Genomic DNA, 15,298 nt, shown 5'->3' on the forward strand with positions numbered 1-15,298 from the left:
TCAGTTTCGGTCGAGCCCCGCTACGGCCAACCGTACCCGAGGCCCTGCCGCGAGGGGTCGTCAGTCCAGGTCGATGCGCTGGCCGCCATCGGTGCCCGGGTCGCCGTCGTCACCGGGTTCGTCCAGGTCGCGCGCGTCCCGGGGGCGGGACGGGTCGTCGGTCCCGCCGGTGGTCCAGCGGCGCTCCTGGCCCTGGACCGCGGAGCGGTAGGCGGCGAGCAGCTCGCCGCCGGCCGCGGCGAGGTGGTCGAAGACGTCGGGGTTGCGCTCGATGACCGGGTCGACGGCGGCCTTGGCCTGCTGCACCACCTGCCGGACCATCTGCTGGGCGGCGGGCCCGGCGACCGTCCCGAGCAGCGGGGACTGCAGGCCGGACAGCTTGTCGGCGACGGTGTCGACGAGGCGGCGCAGCTCTTCGGCGGCGGAGCCGGGGGGCGGCCCGTACTGCGCGTGGCGGCGGGCCTTCTCCTCCTCCAGGTCCTCCGCGCACGCCGTCGCCCAGGCGTCGGCGTCCGCCGGCGGCGCCTCGTCGGCCGCGTCGCTCGCCGCGGCCCGGTCGGGGGCGTCGTCGCGGCCGTCGTCGCGGGCGGCGCCGGGCGGGGGGAGCTCTTCGCTCATGACGGACTCCTGACTACGGTTCGTCCCTACGACGTTACCCGAACGGGCGTATCCGGTTCACCGGCTCCGGGGCCACAGCGCCGGGTCGGGAGCGAACCGCACCCGCAGCTCGCCCTCCCGCAGGGCGGCGCCCTCGACGGTGCAGCGGCGCAGCGCGGACGGCAGCGGCACGATCCGGCGGAACCGTCCGGCGGTGACGACGAGTTCGTCGCCGCGCCGGACCAGGTCCAGTCCGTCCCGTACGGCGCCGGGCAGCGGAAGGTGCCAGACGAGTACCCCGGCTTCGGCGAGCCGGTCGGTCACCGGCCACTCGACCGGGCGTGCCGTCGGGTTGACGCCGGGCGCGGTGAGCGCCGCGAGGTCGTCGGTGCCGCGCGGGTCCCGGCCGAGGTGCGGTACCCGGTGCACCTCGTAGGACTCCTGCCACTCCTCCGCCGTCTTGCGCTGCTGGGCGACGGGGCCGGCCAGCCAGCTGTCGGCGGGGGCGTCCTCGGGCAGCACCCGGTTGGCGATCAGCAGCTCCACGGGCAGTCCGCGCAGGGCGAGGCCGAGGGCGGCGGTGCGGACCGCGTCGGCGCCGGACGGGCCGGGCTCGGCGACCAGCCGGACCGCGGTGCCGCGGTCGGTGAGGACGGCCTCGGCGGCGGCGAGCTCCAGGTCCCAGCGGGCGGCGGTCTCGTACAGCGACTCGGCGGGCAGCGGGACGCCCGCGAGCCGGCCGAGGACGGGCCGCAGGGCACGGGCGGCCTGCCGCTCCGGCGGGAGCAGCCGGCGCAGACAGCGGCGCAGCTCCTCGGGCAGGGCGAGCAGGGCGAGGGCGCGCGGGGCGGGCGGGAGGTCGACGACCAGCAGGTCGTGGGCATCGGTGAGGGCGGCGTCGCGCAGGGCGCGCAGCAGGGAGAGCTCCTCGGCGCCGGGCAGCGGGGTGAGCTCCTCGGGGTCGAGGCGGGCGGCCCCGAGCAGGTCGAGGGCGGTGGAGGCACGGTCCTGCAGGGCCGCGAGGTCGTCGCGGAAGCCCTGGGCGGGGTCGGGCCGCCAGACGGTGAGCCGGTCCTCGACCCGGGCCGGCTCCGGGCCGGTCGGGGTGCCGAGGGCGGCGCCGAGGGTGTCGTCGCGGTCGGCGCCGAGGAGCAGGGTGCGGGTGCCCGCACGGGCGGCGGCCAGCGCGGTGGCCGCGGCGACGGTGGTCCGGCCGCTGCCGCCGGGGCCCGTGATCAGGATGGTGCGCATGAGGCTGAACGGTACCTGTGCGCACCGGGGGCAACACCGCGCGGACGGCGGCCGTTCACGTTCCCGCACGGCCGTACGGGAACCCAAGCAGGCCGGGCGAGGTCCCCTGCGGTTCGGCAGCGCCCCGAAGGGGCGCGGGGAACTGCGCGACCAGCCATGACGGCGCCGCGGACGAGCGCCGGCACAGCGTGGCGCTTCCAGCGGGGCGCTCAGCTCCCGTTCGACTCCACCCGCTGCTTCAGTCCCGCGAGCGCCCGGTCGATGATGACCTTCTCGGCCTTGCGCTTGATCATGCCGAGCATCGGGATCTTGACGTCGACGGTGAGCCGGTAGGTGACCTCGGTGGCGGGGCCCGCGGGCTTCAGCACGTACGTGCCGTCCAGGGAACGCAGCATCTGGGACTTCACCAGCGTCCAGGACACCTCGTGCGCACCGGTCCAGGTGTAGGCGAGGGTCTGGTCGTCCTTGATCGCGCCGGCGTCCATGACCAGCCGGACCTGCTCGGCGCGGCCCTCGGCGTCGGTCGCGAGCACCTCGGCCTCCTTCACCTCGCCCGTCCACTCCGGGTAGCGGGCGAAGTCGGCGATCACTCCCATGACATCGGCCGGTGCCGCCTCGATGGTGATGCTCGAGCTGGTGTGTTCCGCCATCGCCGTGGCTCCTCCAGGTGCGGGCCGGTAGGACGTAAGAAGCTGAAGGTTGCAGAGAGGTTCGTGTACGCACGCGGGTGCAGCGTGAAGGCTACCGCGCATGACCCGCGCCACTGCCCAGGGCCACCCCTGCAGCGCACCGGGTCACCACTGCAGTGCCCACGGCCTGCCGGTCGAGGCGAAGTGACCCACGTTGACACACTCGGTGGCCCCGATCCGCATCCGGTGCACCAGCGGCTGGTGCACATGACCGAAAAGCGCGTACCGGGGCCGGGTTCGGCGGATCGCCGTCAGCAGCGCCCGGCTGCCGCGCTCGAAGCGCCGCGCCACCGTGTCGTAGACCAGCTCCGGCACCTCCGGCGGGATGTGGGTGCACAGCACGTCCACCTCGCCGACGGCCTCGACCTTCGCGGCGTACTCCTCGTCGCTGATCTCGTACGGCGTGCGCATGGGGGTGCGCAGTCCGCCGCCGACGAAGCCGAAGATCCGGCCGCCGATCTCCACCCGCTCGCCGTCGAGCACGGTGACGCCCGGCCCGGCGTACTCCTGCCACAGGGGCGGCATGTCGACATTGCCGTAGGTGGCGTACGTCGGGGTGGGGAACGCGGCGAACAGTTCGGCGTACTGCTTGCGCACCGCCGTCTCGATCACCGCGGCCCGGTCGCCGCCGAGCCCCGCCCACAGCCGGGCGCCGAACTCGCGGGCCTCGGTGAAGCGCCGCGCGGTGCGCAGCTCGACGATCCGGTGGGCGTTCTCGGTGCCGAAGAGGTCGGGGAAGATGCCGCGCGAGTGATCGGCGTAGTCGAGGAAGAGGACCAGGTCGCCGAGGCAGATCAGGGCATCGGCGCCCTCCCCCGCCCGGGCCAGGTCACGGGCGTTGCCGTGTACGTCGCTGACCACATGGACGCGGGTCGTCGGGTTTCCGGCCGGTACGGGTGTCATGGCGATCAAGGGTAGGAAGCGCACGGCACTTGTGAACAGTGGCGGGCGGACCTGCGGTTACTGGCTGGTTCGTTGCGCTGTCGACTACTGTGCGCGAGGGAAACACCAGCGTGTGACGCAGCGAACATCTCGCGGGGACCCCTGTCGGGAAAGCCATACCGGCGGGTAACGTCCGGGCAGTCCAGACGTGCTCTGGTTTTCAACAGCTGAATCCCCGAGCACTTGCCCGAGCCTTGGACCGCACCGTCGCATCGCACAATGTCGTGGCGCCGGCGCCCTATGAGGAGCAGCAGTCTTGCGCGAGTTCAGCCTTCCGGCCCTGTACGAGGTCCCTGCGGACGGGAACCTGACCGACATCGTCCGCAGAAACGCCGCGCAGCATCCGGACGTCGCCGTGATCGCCCGCAAGGACGGCGGAGTCTGGCAGGACGTGACCGCCCGGGACTTCCTCGCCGAGGTGCAGGCCGCGGCCAAGGGTCTGATCGCCTCGGGCGTCCAGCCGGGCGACCGGGTGGGGCTGATGTCGCGGACCCGGTACGAGTGGACGCTGCTGGACTTCGCGATCTGGAGCACGGGCGCGGTCACCGTGCCGGTGTACGAGACCAGCTCGCCGGAGCAGGTGCAGTGGATCCTCGGCGACTCGGGCGCCACGGCGCTGGTGGTGGAGTCGGCCGGTCATGCCGCCGCCGTCGAGTCGGTGCGCGAGCAGCTGCCCGCGCTCAAGCACGTCTGGCAGATCGACGGCGGGGCGGTGGCCGAGCTGGGGCGGCTGGGCGCGGACGTCACGGACGCTGCGGTCGAGGAGCGCAGCACCATCGCCCGGGCCGACGACCCGGCGACCATCGTCTACACCTCCGGCACCACCGGACGCCCCAAGGGCTGTGTGCTCACCCACCGCAGCTTCTTCGCCGAGTGCGGCAACATCGTCGAGCGGCTCCGCCCGCTGTTCCGCACCGGCGAGTGCAGTGTGCTGCTGTTCCTGCCGCTCGCGCACGTCTTCGGGCGCATGGTGCAGATCGCCCCGATGGTGGCGCCGATCAAGCTGGGCCTGGTCCCGGACATCAAGAACCTCACCGACGAGCTGGCCTCCTTCCGGCCGACGCTGATCCTGGGCGTGCCCCGGGTCTTCGAGAAGGTCTACAACTCCGCCCGGGCCAAGGCGCAGGCGGACGGCAAGGGCAGGATCTTCGACCGGGCCGCGGACACGGCGATCGCCTACAGCAAGGCGCTGGACGCCCCGTCGGGCCCCTCCCTCGGGCTGCGGATCAAACACAAGGTCTTCGACAAACTGGTCTTCAGCAAGCTGCGCGCGGTCCTCGGCGGCCGCGGCGAGTACGCCATCTCGGGCGGCGCCCCGCTGGGCGAGCGACTGGGCCACTTCTTCCGCGGGATCGGCTTCACGGTGCTGGAGGGCTACGGCCTGACCGAGACCTGTGCGGCGACCGCGTTCAACCCGTGGGACCGGCAGAAGATCGGCACCGTCGGGCAGCCGCTGCCGGGCTCGGTGGTACGCATCGCCGACGACGGCGAGGTGCTGTTGCACGGCGAGCACCTGTTCCGGGAGTACTGGAACAACCCGGGCGCGACGACGGAGGCGCTGGCCGACGGCTGGTTCCACACCGGGGACATCGGCACCCTCGACGAGGACGGCTATCTGCGGATCACCGGGCGGAAGAAGGAGATCCTGGTGACCGCGGGCGGCAAGAACGTCGCCCCGGCCGTGATCGAGGACCGGATCCGGGCACACGCGCTGGTCGCCGAGTGCATGGTGGTCGGCGACGGGCGGCCGTTCGTGGGCGCGCTGGTCACCATCGACGAGGAGTTCCTCGGCCGCTGGTGCGCCGACCACGGCAAGCCGGCCGGCGCCACGGCGGCGTCGCTGCGGGAGGACCCGGATCTGCTCGCCGCGATCCAGTCGGCGATCGACGACGGGAACGCGGCGGTGTCCAAGGCGGAGTCGGTGCGGAAGTTCCGGGTGCTGGGTTCCCAGTTCACGGAGGAGTCGGGGTATCTGACGCCGTCGCTGAAGCTGAAGCGGAACGTGGTGGCGCGGGACTACGCCGACGAGATCGAGGCGATCTACTCGGCGTAGCGCGCCGTTCTCCTCCTCGGCGCGGACGCCGTCCGGGGTGCCCCCTGTCCGCCGGCGGCGGGTGCGGGTCCGTTGCGGTTTCTCCCGCGCATGCGGCGGCGCCGCAGATCGGCACGGCCCCACGCCCCGTCGGTGCGCCTCTCCTACAGCAGGGCCTTCAGGTGCTCCGCGAGGTGGTCCCAGCGCCACTTCTCCTCGACCCAGGCTCGGCCTCGCTCTCCCATCCGCCGGCGGAGTTCGGCGTCGCCGAGGAGGGTGGTGATCCGGTCGGCGGTCTGGTCGGTGGAGTCACCGCGGACGACCCAGCCCGTCTCTCCGTCCAGTACGGCGTCCGGCGCGCCGCCGGAGTCCCCGGCCACGACCGGCAGGCCCGTGGCGGACGCCTCCAGGTAGACGATGCCGAGTCCCTCGACGTCCAGGCCGCCCCGCCGGGTCCGGCACGGCATGGCGAAGACGTCGCCGGCGCCGTAGTGCGCGGGCAGCTCGGACCAGGGCACGGCGCCGGTGAAGCGGACGGAGCCGGCGACGCCGGTCTCCCGGGCGAGCCGGTGCAGACCCCTCTCGTAGGGTCCGCCGCCGACGATCAGCAGCACCGTGTCGGGTTCGGCGGCCAGGATCCGCGGCATGGCCCGGATCAGCGTGTCCTGTCCCTTGCGCGGCACCAGCCGGGAGACGCACACGACCACCGGCCGCTCGGTCAGTCCGAGCCGCGCCCGCAGCTCGTCGCCGCCGCTGTCGGGGTGGAAGGTCTTCTCGTCCACCCCGGGCGGCAGCTGCACCATCCGCGCCGCGGCCTGCGGCGTCAGCGCCCCGGCGATCCGGGCCCGGGTGTATTCGCCGAGGTGGGTCAGCGCGTCGGTCGACTCCCCGATCCGGCGCAGCAGCTGCCGGGCGGCCGGCAGCTGGGCCCAGCCGGCCTCGTGCCCGTGGGTGGTGGCCACCAGCCGCTCGGCGCCCGCACCGCGCAGCGCCGGCGCCATCAGTCCGAGCGGCGCCGCCGCACCGAACCACACCGACGTGCACCCGTGCTCGCGCAGCAGTCCGACGGCCCGCCGGGTCGCCCTCGGCGTCGGCAGCAGCATCGTCGTCCGGTCGCGTACGACGGTGAAGGCCTGCTCTGCGTCGAAGGCGGCGGTCGCCTCGACGCCCTCGCGGGTCCGCTTCCAGGTGGAGGCGTAGACGACCAGCCGGTCCGGGTCCAGGCGCAGGGCCATGTTGTGCAGGAAGGCCTGGATACCGCCGGGCCGGGGCGGGAAGTCGTTCGTGACGATCAGGGTCTTGTGCATCTCGTCGCCGACCCTACAGGGCTGTGCGTGTGGCACACCGACAGCTGTTCGGGACATCATGTTCCCGGCGAACGGCAGGCGAACGGGCGGCAGGGGACACGTGGAGACGACGAGCGCGGGGCGGTCCCCGGCATGGCTTGCGGCGGCCTGGGGCGCGACCCGGTTGATGCTGCTGCTGTTCGTGCTCAAGGTGTACGTGTTCCCGGGCCCGGACGTCACCAGCGACGTGTCCGTGATCTACCAGGGCTGGTTCGAGGTGCTGCGCACCGGAACGTTCCCGCTGGACGACGTCACCTGGCAGTACCCGCCGGCCGCCGCGCTGGCGATCCTCTCGCCCGGGATGCTGCCGTTCCTCGACTATCCGACGGCGTTCTACGTGCTGGCCTGCGTCGCCGACCTGACCGTGCTCGCCCTGCTGCTGCGCGGTGGCGCCCGCCCCGGCCGCACGCTCGCCGGCGCCTGGGTGTGGGTGGTGGGCGTTCCGCTGCTCGGCCCCACGGTGTACGCCCGCTACGACGTGATGGTCACCGCGGTCGCGGTGGCGGCACTGCTCGCCGCCGGGCGGCACCCCCGGCTGGCCGGGGCGCTGGCGGCGTTCGGGGCGCTGCTGAAGGTGTGGCCCGCGCTGGTGCTGCTCGGCGTCCGCAGGCGCGCCTCCTGGGCCGCCGCGGCGGTCACCGGGGCGGTGGTGGCGGGGGCGTTCGCGGTGGCGATGCCGGGGGCGTTCGCGTTCCTGACCTTCCAGCGCGACCGGGGCACCGAGGTGGAGTCGCTGGGGGCGCTGGTCTTCCATGTCGCCCGGCAGTTCGGCTGGGAGGGGCAGGTGCTCCTGAACTACGGCTCGGTGGAGTTCCTCGGCCCGTACGTGGACGTGGTGAGCACCGCCGCGCTCGCCCTGACCGGCATGGCGCTGGGCTGGCTGCTGCTGTGGCGGCTGCGGGCCACCCGGTTCGAGGCGCACACCGCCGCGGACGCCGCGTTCACGGGCGTCCTGCTGTTCACCACCACCAGCCGGGTGATCAGCCCGCAGTACCTGGTGTGGCTGGTCGGCCTCGCCGCCGTCTGCCTGTGCTTCCGGGACAGCCGGATGCGGCTGCCGGTGGCCCTGGTGCTGGCGGCGAGCCTGGTGACGGTCCTGGAGTTCCCGGTCTGGTTCGGCCACGTCGTCGCCAGCGACGCCCTGGGCGTCACCCTGCTCTTCCTCCGCAACGGCCTGCTGGTCGCGGCGGCGATCACCGCGTCCCGCCTCCTGTGGCGCGACACGGTCCCCCGCCGTACCCCCGTGGCCACCGCCCCGGCCCGTCCCGCCGCCCGGGCCTCCGGCTCGCCGGTCTCCTCCTGACTCAGCCGAACTCGGCGCGCAGGTGGCTGTGCCAGTCGGCGGTGAACCGGGCCGGGGTGGTGTGCAGCACCGTGGTCAGGGCGTGCTCGACCGCTCCCTCGCGCCGGTCGTGGGCTCCCACCGCACGGTAGAAGGCGGTGAGACGGTCCTCGCCCCAGCGGTCGGCGATCATCCTGCAGGCCGTCCAGCCGCTCTCGTAGGCGAGGGCCAGTTCGGCGGCGTCGCCGGTGAAGGCGAAGTCGTCGTCGGTGGGCAGGGCGTCCGGCAGCCGGCCGTCGGCGACCGCACGGGCCAGTTCGGGGGCCGCCTGGCGTGGGGTGCGGTCGCCGTCGCGGTAGCCGACCCAGTCGGCGAATCCCTCGGACAGCCACAGCGGGGTGGCGGGGGTGGTGTGGGCGCGGGTGGCGACGTGGGTGGTCTCGTGGGTCAGCACCACCTGCCGGCCGTGGCTGCCGAGGAGGGCGTACGCGTCCGGGTTGACGATGATCCGGTCCGCGGGGGCGTCGGCCGGGCCGCCGGTCTCGCCGGTCGTGACCGCCGCGATCCCGCGGTAGGAGGAGGCGGGCGAGCCGAGCAGTGCGGCCATGTCCCGGAGCGAGCCGGGGACCAGCACCACCACGCTCCGGGACCAGTCGGCGTCCCAGGCGTCCGACACCGCCGGCACCGCGCGGTCGGCGAGCTCCGCGAAGGGGCGCAGGGCGGCGGTGGACCGGCCGGCGCCCAGGACCAGGCTGTGGGTGCCGTTCACCACCCGGACGGTGCCCTGGTCCCAGGGCTGCTCGGCGGACTCGGGCGCGGGCCGGTCGGAGTCGACCCGCCAGCCCCCGTCGCCCTCGCGGCTCAGCTGCACCGTACGGGCGGTGCTGACCGGACCCCGGTCGTGGCCGGTGAGCCGGTACCGCAGGTCGACCTCGGCGGTGGCGGAGCCGGCGGCGGTGGACACCGCCCGGACGCGGTACGACCAGGCGTCCAGCGGGACGGAGCGCAGTTCCGAGTAACCGGCCCGGGTGCCGGTGGCGGCGTAGGCGCCGGCGTCGCGGTCGAGGACGGCGGCGGCGCGCCGGTCGAGCAGCCGCTGCACCTCGGCGGTGGCGGAGTCGGTGACCGGTCCGCCCCCGCAGGCGACCAGGGAGACCAGCAGCAGGCACAGCGCGATCACCGAGGAACCCGACACCCGCCTTCGACCAGCCACCTTTCCGATCGTACGGGCGCGGCGGCGGAATCAGACCCGGGTGACGGAGGAGATCGGCATCATCCCGACCGGGTCGTAGCGGACCGGGGCACCGGGGTAGGGCGCGTGGACCACCTGGCCGTTGCCGACGTACATGCCGATGTGGCTGGCGTCGTCGCGGTAGGTGACCAGGTCGCCGGGCTGCGCCTGGGCGAGGGAGACCCGCTGCCCGGCACCGGCCTGCGCCTGCGAGGTGCGCGGCAGCGCGACCCCGGCCTGGGCGTAGGACCACTGTGTCAGGCCGGAGCAGTCGAAGCCGCCGGGGCCGTTGGCGCCCCAGATGTAGGGCTTGCCGACGGCGGACCGGGCGGCGGCGAGGGCGGCGGCGGCACGGCCCGAGGAGGGGGCGGCCCCGCCGGGGTCGGGAAGGTCGGTGCGGCCGGAGCGGGAGGCGCGGTGGAAGGCGTCGCGCTCCTCGTCGGGCAGGGAGTTCAGCAGCCGCCGGGCCTCGGCGAGCTTGCGCTCGACCTTCTTCTTGTGGGCGGCGACCGCCTTGCGGCTGCGGTCCAGCTCGTCGAGTTTCCGGGTGGCCTCGGCACGGTCCTGGGCGAGCTCCCGCAGGGCCTCCTGGAGCTGCCTGAGCTCGCCGGCCTGCCGGCCGCTGATCCGGTCGAGCACGGCGGCCTTGTCGAGGTAGTCGTCCGGGTCGTCGGAGAACAGCAGTGCGAGGGCGGGGTCCAGACCCCCGGAGCGGTACTGGGCACCGGCCAGCGAACCGAGCGCGTCCCGCATGGAGTTGATGCGCTGCTGCTGCCGGGCGATGGTCTCCTGCGCGGCACCGACCTCCTCGCGCAGGGCGTCGGTGCGCTCGTCGGCCCTGTTGTAGGCCTCGGTGGCCCTCTCGGCCTCCTCGTGCAGGCGGTCGACCTCGGCGCGGGTGTCGTCGTGCGGCGCGGCCACCGCGGCCGGTGCCGCGCCCAGGGCCGCGGCGGCGACGGAGAGGAGCCCGATGGCCACACGGGTGCGCCGGTCGGACCCGGACGCTGCAGGACGACGATGGGACCCCACGGGAAGCCGCGCTCCTTCCGCTGACGGACAGGGAAACGCGGCAGACAGTAGCCCCGTGGCGGGGCGGCCACCAACGACCTCTGCGGGCGCGCGCGGCTGCACCAGGCCGCCGACGCAGGTCAGCGGCAGCGTGCGGGGTCAGGGCACGGCCCGGTGATTCGCCCGTTCGGGCGGCATGTCGGGTTGATCGGCGAGGGCGGTCCGGACGCCGGTCCGCCGGGGCGCGTCAGACGCGGACGCCCCACATGAACGGGCCGCCGATGGTGTTCATCGACTCGTAGCGGACGACCGTGCCGGAGCGCGGGGCGTGCAGCACCTGGCCGTTGCCGGCGTAGAGGCCGACGTGGTGCAGGTCGTTGAAGAAGAAGACCAGGTCGCCGACCTGCAGGTCGTTGACCGAGGAGATACGGGTGCCGTACGAGGACTGGGCCTCGGAGGTGCGGGGTATGGAGACGCCGGCCTGGGCGTAGGCCCAGGAGGTCAGGCCCGAGCAGTCGAAGGAGGAGGGGCCGGTGGCGCCGTAGACGTACGGCGTGCCGATCTTGCTCTGGGCGGCGGAGAACGCGGCGCCGGCCCGGCCGGAGGCGGACGCCGGCGAGCCGGAGAGGGCCTGGCGCTCGCTGGTGCGGGTGGCGCGCTGCTCCTCGGCGGCGAGGGCGGCCTTCTCCGCGGCGGTGAGGCTGTTGAGCAGCTTCTGCGCGGCCGAGAGCTTGCCCTGCACCTCCTTCTTCTTCTTGCCCAGCTCGGTGCGGGTGGCGGAGAGGTCCTTGAGCTTCTCGGACGCCTCGGCGCGCTGCTGGGCCAGGTCGCGCTGCTTCTCCTGGATCTTCTTCAGCGAGTCGACCTGCTGGCTGCTCAACTGGTCGAGCGTGGAGGCCTTGTCGAGGTAGTCGTCCGGGTCCGCGGAGAGGAACAGCTGCACGGAGGGGTCGATGCCGCCGGAGCGGTACTGGGCGCTGGCCAGCGAACCGAGGCCGTCGCGCAGCTCGTTGAGCTCCTCCTGGCCGCGGGCGACGTTGTCCTGAATGGTGGAGATCTCCTTCTGGAGCTTCTCCTGCTTCTCCTTGGCGCCGTTGTACTTCTCGGTGGCCTGCTCCGCCTCCTGGTAGAGCTTGTCGACCTTGGCCTTGACCTCGTCCTTGCTCGGCTTCTCGCCGGGCGCGGCGTTGGCGGCCTGCGAGCTGAGGGCGACAGCGGCGGCGGCGGCCGTGGTGAGCACGGTGACGCGCGCGCGGCTGGGCTGCTTGGGTCGACGGTGGGACGCCACGGAGGCGAACTCCTTCGTGTGAGTGATCACCCGTTCGCGGGTTCGAGGCCAGACCCTAGTGACCCACTCGTGATCAGTTCAAATCCTCCGCCGAAAAATCCCGGTTACCCACCGCATTCTTTACCCGCAACTCACCTGGTGTGTTCCCGGATTGACGCTACGTTGCGTGACGGAACCGTCAATTCGGGCATAGCTGCCGTACGTTGCCGTTGGGGCGGATGCGAACCAGGGGTCAGGAAAGCCGCTTGAGGAGCACCGCAGAGGCGACCGGCCGGGCGCCGGCGCGAGCCACGCCGTCGGCGACCTCGCGGTCGGTGGAGGCGACGACCACCGGGCGGCCGGGCGGCTCGGCCCGGACCAGCCGGCGGATCAGCTCGTCGGCGGTGACGCCCGGCTTGGAGAACAGCACCCGCACCCCGCGCGGCGGCGCGAGGAGCACCGGCGCGGCCAGCTCGGCCCCGTCGAAGACGCAGGTGACCTCGGCGCCGGTCTGCGCGGCGAGCTGGGAGAGCTGGCCGAGCAGCCGCAGCCGCTGCTTCTCCAGCGGCATCTGCGGATAGCCGGTCTTGGTGACGTTGTAGCCGTCGACGACCAGATGGGCCTGGGGCAGCGCCAGCAGCTGGTCCAGGATGGCCGGATCGTGCTCGGACAGCGCACGCGCGGCGATGTCCTTCGGCGTCATCCGGCCCGGCTCCACGGCGTCCACGGTCTCCGCCGGCCGCACCGACACCGGCGGCAGCGCCAGCTCCCGGCGCAGCCCCTGGGTGGCGTCGAGCAGGGTGTCGAGCAGCAGCCGCACCCGCATGTCCTCGATGCTGCGGCCCTCGCGGGCGGCCCGGCGCGCCGCCTCCAGGGCGGCCTCCGTCTCCCCGAGCCGCGCCTTGAGCCGGCGGGTCTCGCTCTCCGCGGCCGAGATCTGTGCCTGCCCCTCGGTGCGGACGGCCTCCGTCTCGGCGTGCGCCTTGCGCAGCGCCGCCTCGCCGCGCTTGACGTCGCTGAGCGCGGAACGCAGCTTGCGGTGAAGCGATTCGGCTTCCTTCTTCGCCGCCTCCAGCTCGCCGCGCAGCCGCTCGGCCTCCGTCCGGGTGTGCTCCCGGGCACGGGCCAGTTCCGCACGGAGCCGCTCCAGCTCGGCGCGGCTCTCCTCGTCGGCGCGCTCGGCGTCCGCCCGCTGCGCCTCCTCACCGGCGGCGGCCACCAGCTTCACCCAGCCGGCCGGGCGCAGCACGTAGGCCGCGGCCGCCACGTCCAGCGGGTCCGCGGCCGGGGGCGGCGAGCCGGATTCCAGGGCGCCGGACAGCTCCGGCTGGGCGTCTCTGAGCCGGTCGCCGATGCGCTGGCGGAACAGCGGGTCGGTCTCCAGCGCGGCGGCCATCGCATTGCCCGCGAACTTGGCCCGGCGATTCGGGGCGAACCGGGCGTACTGTCGCAGCTGGGCGGGCAGTTCGGCAACGGTCAGACCGCCGAACCCGTCGGACACGATCTGGACGACGCGGCGGCGCACGCCGTCGGGCAGTGGACGGTCGAGCACCTCAGCGGTGCCGTCGTCCGGCCCCCCGCCGTGTGTCTCCACCATCCGTCACCCCAATAACGTCACGTCCGTGCGCGGTCCCGGTACCGTACGCCCGTCGGCCGCGCTGGGGCACCGCTCCGTCAGGAACCGGCGCCCGGCCTGTCCACCAGCTCCACCTGGTCCACGGCATTGCACCAGCGGCACCGCACCGACTCGATGGTCTCACTGACCACCTCGCGCTCCTCGACCTTCGGCTCACCGGCCAGGTCCAGGTGGACGTACTCGACGACCTTCGACGAGCGGGTCACGTCGAAGCGGGTGAGGTTGCCGCAGAGCGTGCAGCGCCACCGCGTCGTGTCGGTCGGCAGGGGAACCGTCATCGTGACTGTGTTCGCTTTCTTCCAGTGTCCGTGACACACCGGCCTCCCCGGTGCGCGTGGCACGTAACCCTACGGCCTGGCGGGCACCGGGCGCCCGTCCGTCCACGGCGGCGAGGCGGTCCGGTCGGATGCGCCCCGTTACGCCATGCTCTGTACCCATGATCCGCAACTGGAGCACGGCCGTCGGCCGGACGGTCCGGTCGGCCGGCTCGGGCCGCACCGGCGGCGGGGCGGCCACGCCGGTGACCTACGGGCTGATCGCCGTGTGCTGCCTGGTGTTCCTGGTCGGCCCGGTCTCCGGCGTCGGCCCGGCGTACGGCTCCGGCGAGGAACTGCTGGCGGCCCAGCACACCTGGTTCCGGCGCTGGGGCGTGATCCCGGCAGAACTGTTCGAGGACTCACCCCGGGCCGCGCTCACCCCGGCCACCGCGCTGTTCGTGCACGGCAGCTGGGTGCATCTGCTCGGCAACATGCTGTTCCTCCACGTCTTCGGGGCGATGACCGAGGAACGGATGGGCCGGCTGCAGTTCCTGCTGTTCTACGTCGGCTGCGGCTTTCTGGCGCTGCTGGCCTACGCGGCGGCCCATGCCGACGCCCAGCAGGCCCTGGTGGGCGCCTCCGGGGCGATCTCGGCGGTCCTCGGCGCGTTTCTGTACCTGTTCCCCCGGGCCCGGGTGACCAGTCTGCTGCCGTTCCTGTTCTTCCTGCCGCTGCGCTTCCCGGCCTGGGTGGTGCTGCCGTTCTGGGCGGCCGTGCAGTGGCTCGCGGCGGGCCGGGCCGGTGACGGGCCGGGGGTGGCGTACCTGGCCCACCTGGTCGGCTTCGGCCTGGGTTTCGGCTACGCCTGGCTGCGCTTCGGGCGCGGGGCCGCGGACGCAGGGCCTGCGACTAGAGTGAGGCACGCCCCCAGTGCCCGTTCCGAGGGAGAGAACCAGCCGTGATCACCGCGATCGTCCTGATCAAGACCAGCGTGGACCGGATCCCCGAGATCGCGGAGCGGATCGCCGCGCTGGAGAACGTCAGCGAGGTCTTCTCCGTCACCGGCACGTACGACCTGATCGCCATGGTGCGGGTCACGGAGCACGAGGAGCTGGCGGAGGTCATCCCCGGGCGGATCAGCAAGATCCCCGGGGTCGAGGGCACGGACACGCATGTCGCCTTCCGCACGTATTCGCAGCACGATCTGGAGGCCGCGTTCTCGATCGGGCTCGACAACTAGCGCCCCGAGGGGGCGCGGGGAACCGCGCGACCGGCCGCCGACGGCCCCGCAGACAACCGAGAACCACCAGGGGCAGATGAAAGCTCTCTCATCCGGGCCTCATCCGGGCCACCGGATGTGCCGCGCAGGATGTGCCGCATGGTCTTCTCACGCCGGATGGCGGCCCTCGCCGCCGTCGTCCTGATCCCGCTCGGCATCGCCGCGACCAGCTTCGCGCTCACCGACAGTCCACCGGATCCCAGGGTCCCGGCCCGGGTGGAGCTCGAGAGCGGCTCGCCCGAGCCGACGCCCACCCGGCCCGGGCCGACCCCCAGCGACCAGGTGGTGTCCCGGCCACCGGTGACCGACAGCCCCCCGGATGACGACGATGACGACGACCGCGGACGGACCACCGGGAACACGGCGACCGGCGACGGAGCCGACGACGACGGACCGGGCGGCGACGACGGCTGACCGTGGCGGCTGGGGTGAGCGGCGGCGGGTCTCCGCGCGGGTCCGCATCCTGCTCTGGCTGCTGCTG

At 73.5% G+C, this 15,298-nt stretch carries 15 protein-coding genes; 5 read left to right on the forward strand and 10 right to left on the reverse strand.

Features of this window, described 5'->3' with window-relative positions:
* Positions 1–60: 60 nt before the first annotated feature.
* From V5O46_RS00980 to V5O46_RS00995, 4 genes are all read right to left on the reverse strand, one after another.
* On the reverse strand, positions 61–618 hold the full coding sequence (locus tag V5O46_RS00980; protein ID WP_332882414.1) for a DUF5304 domain-containing protein: 558 nt from the start codon (positions 616–618) through the stop codon (positions 61–63).
* 57 nt (positions 619–675) lie between these two features.
* On the reverse strand, positions 676–1,848 hold the full coding sequence (locus tag V5O46_RS00985; RefSeq protein WP_332882415.1) for an ArsA family ATPase: 1,173 nt from the start codon (positions 1,846–1,848) through the stop codon (positions 676–678).
* A 209-nt stretch (positions 1,849–2,057) separates the two neighbouring features.
* Positions 2,058–2,498 (reverse strand): SRPBCC family protein, encoded by a 441-nt coding sequence (locus V5O46_RS00990; protein ID WP_332882416.1) that lies wholly within the window; start codon positions 2,496–2,498, stop codon positions 2,058–2,060.
* A 144-nt stretch (positions 2,499–2,642) separates the two neighbouring features.
* Positions 2,643–3,440, reverse strand: coding sequence for a metallophosphoesterase family protein (locus tag V5O46_RS00995; protein WP_332882417.1), 798 nt, complete (start codon positions 3,438–3,440; stop codon positions 2,643–2,645).
* 295 nt (positions 3,441–3,735) lie between these two features.
* Between V5O46_RS00995 and V5O46_RS01000 the strand changes: the two genes are divergently transcribed.
* Positions 3,736–5,532 carry an AMP-dependent synthetase/ligase gene (locus V5O46_RS01000; RefSeq protein WP_332882418.1) on the forward strand — a complete coding sequence of 599 codons (1,797 nt, stop codon included), beginning with the start codon at positions 3,736–3,738 and terminating at the stop codon, positions 5,530–5,532.
* Positions 5,533–5,675: 143 nt separating this feature from the next.
* Here V5O46_RS01000 and V5O46_RS01005 read toward each other — a convergent pair whose 3' ends face one another.
* Positions 5,676–6,818, reverse strand: a complete 1,143-nt coding sequence (locus tag V5O46_RS01005; RefSeq protein ID WP_332882419.1) for a glycosyltransferase family 4 protein — start codon at positions 6,816–6,818, stop codon at positions 5,676–5,678.
* A 100-nt stretch (positions 6,819–6,918) separates the two neighbouring features.
* Here V5O46_RS01005 and V5O46_RS01010 point away from each other — a divergent pair, with 100 nt between their 5' ends.
* Positions 6,919–8,160, forward strand: coding sequence for a glycosyltransferase 87 family protein (locus V5O46_RS01010; RefSeq protein ID WP_332882420.1), 1,242 nt, complete (start codon positions 6,919–6,921; stop codon positions 8,158–8,160).
* A 1-nt stretch (position 8,161) separates the two neighbouring features.
* Here the strand turns inward: V5O46_RS01010 and V5O46_RS01015 are convergent, their stop codons facing one another.
* The 5 genes from V5O46_RS01015 to V5O46_RS01035 form a co-directional block, all read right to left on the reverse strand.
* A complete protein-coding gene (locus tag V5O46_RS01015; RefSeq protein WP_332882421.1) occupies positions 8,162–9,352 on the reverse strand; it encodes a hypothetical protein in 1,191 nt (396 codons plus the stop codon).
* Positions 9,353–9,382: 30 nt separating this feature from the next.
* On the reverse strand, positions 9,383–10,399 hold the full coding sequence (locus tag V5O46_RS01020) for a C40 family peptidase (protein ID WP_332882422.1): 1,017 nt from the start codon (positions 10,397–10,399) through the stop codon (positions 9,383–9,385).
* A gap of 226 nt (positions 10,400–10,625) precedes the next feature.
* Complete coding sequence (locus V5O46_RS01025) at positions 10,626–11,666, reverse strand: C40 family peptidase (RefSeq protein WP_332882423.1); 1,041 nt, start codon at positions 11,664–11,666, stop codon at positions 10,626–10,628.
* 232 nt (positions 11,667–11,898) lie between these two features.
* Entirely contained in the window at positions 11,899–13,242 is a 1,344-nt protein-coding gene (locus tag V5O46_RS01030) for an NYN domain-containing protein (protein ID WP_332882424.1), read from the reverse strand.
* A gap of 77 nt (positions 13,243–13,319) precedes the next feature.
* A complete protein-coding gene (locus V5O46_RS01035) occupies positions 13,320–13,559 on the reverse strand; it encodes a hypothetical protein (RefSeq protein WP_030679496.1) in 240 nt (79 codons plus the stop codon).
* A gap of 158 nt (positions 13,560–13,717) precedes the next feature.
* Between V5O46_RS01035 and V5O46_RS01040 the strand changes: the two genes are divergently transcribed.
* From V5O46_RS01040 to V5O46_RS01050, 3 genes are all read left to right on the forward strand, one after another.
* Positions 13,718–14,500: a rhomboid family intramembrane serine protease gene (locus V5O46_RS01040; RefSeq protein WP_332882425.1), complete on the forward strand. Its 783-nt coding sequence runs from the start codon at positions 13,718–13,720 to the stop codon at positions 14,498–14,500.
* The gene (locus tag V5O46_RS01045) at positions 14,497–14,778 is read left to right on the forward strand and encodes an Lrp/AsnC family transcriptional regulator (protein ID WP_332882426.1); all 282 of its coding nucleotides are present in this window, start codon (positions 14,497–14,499) and stop codon (positions 14,776–14,778) included. The genes V5O46_RS01040 and V5O46_RS01045 overlap by 4 nt, the downstream gene beginning before the upstream one ends.
* Before the next feature lie 138 nt (positions 14,779–14,916).
* Complete coding sequence (locus V5O46_RS01050; protein WP_332882427.1) at positions 14,917–15,231, forward strand: small secreted hydrophilic protein; 315 nt, start codon at positions 14,917–14,919, stop codon at positions 15,229–15,231.
* Positions 15,232–15,298: the final 67 nt, after the last annotated feature.

Origin of the sequence: Streptomyces poriticola, assembly GCF_036689765.1 — a bacterium.
GTDB lineage: Bacteria > Actinomycetota > Actinomycetes > Streptomycetales > Streptomycetaceae > Streptomyces > Streptomyces poriticola.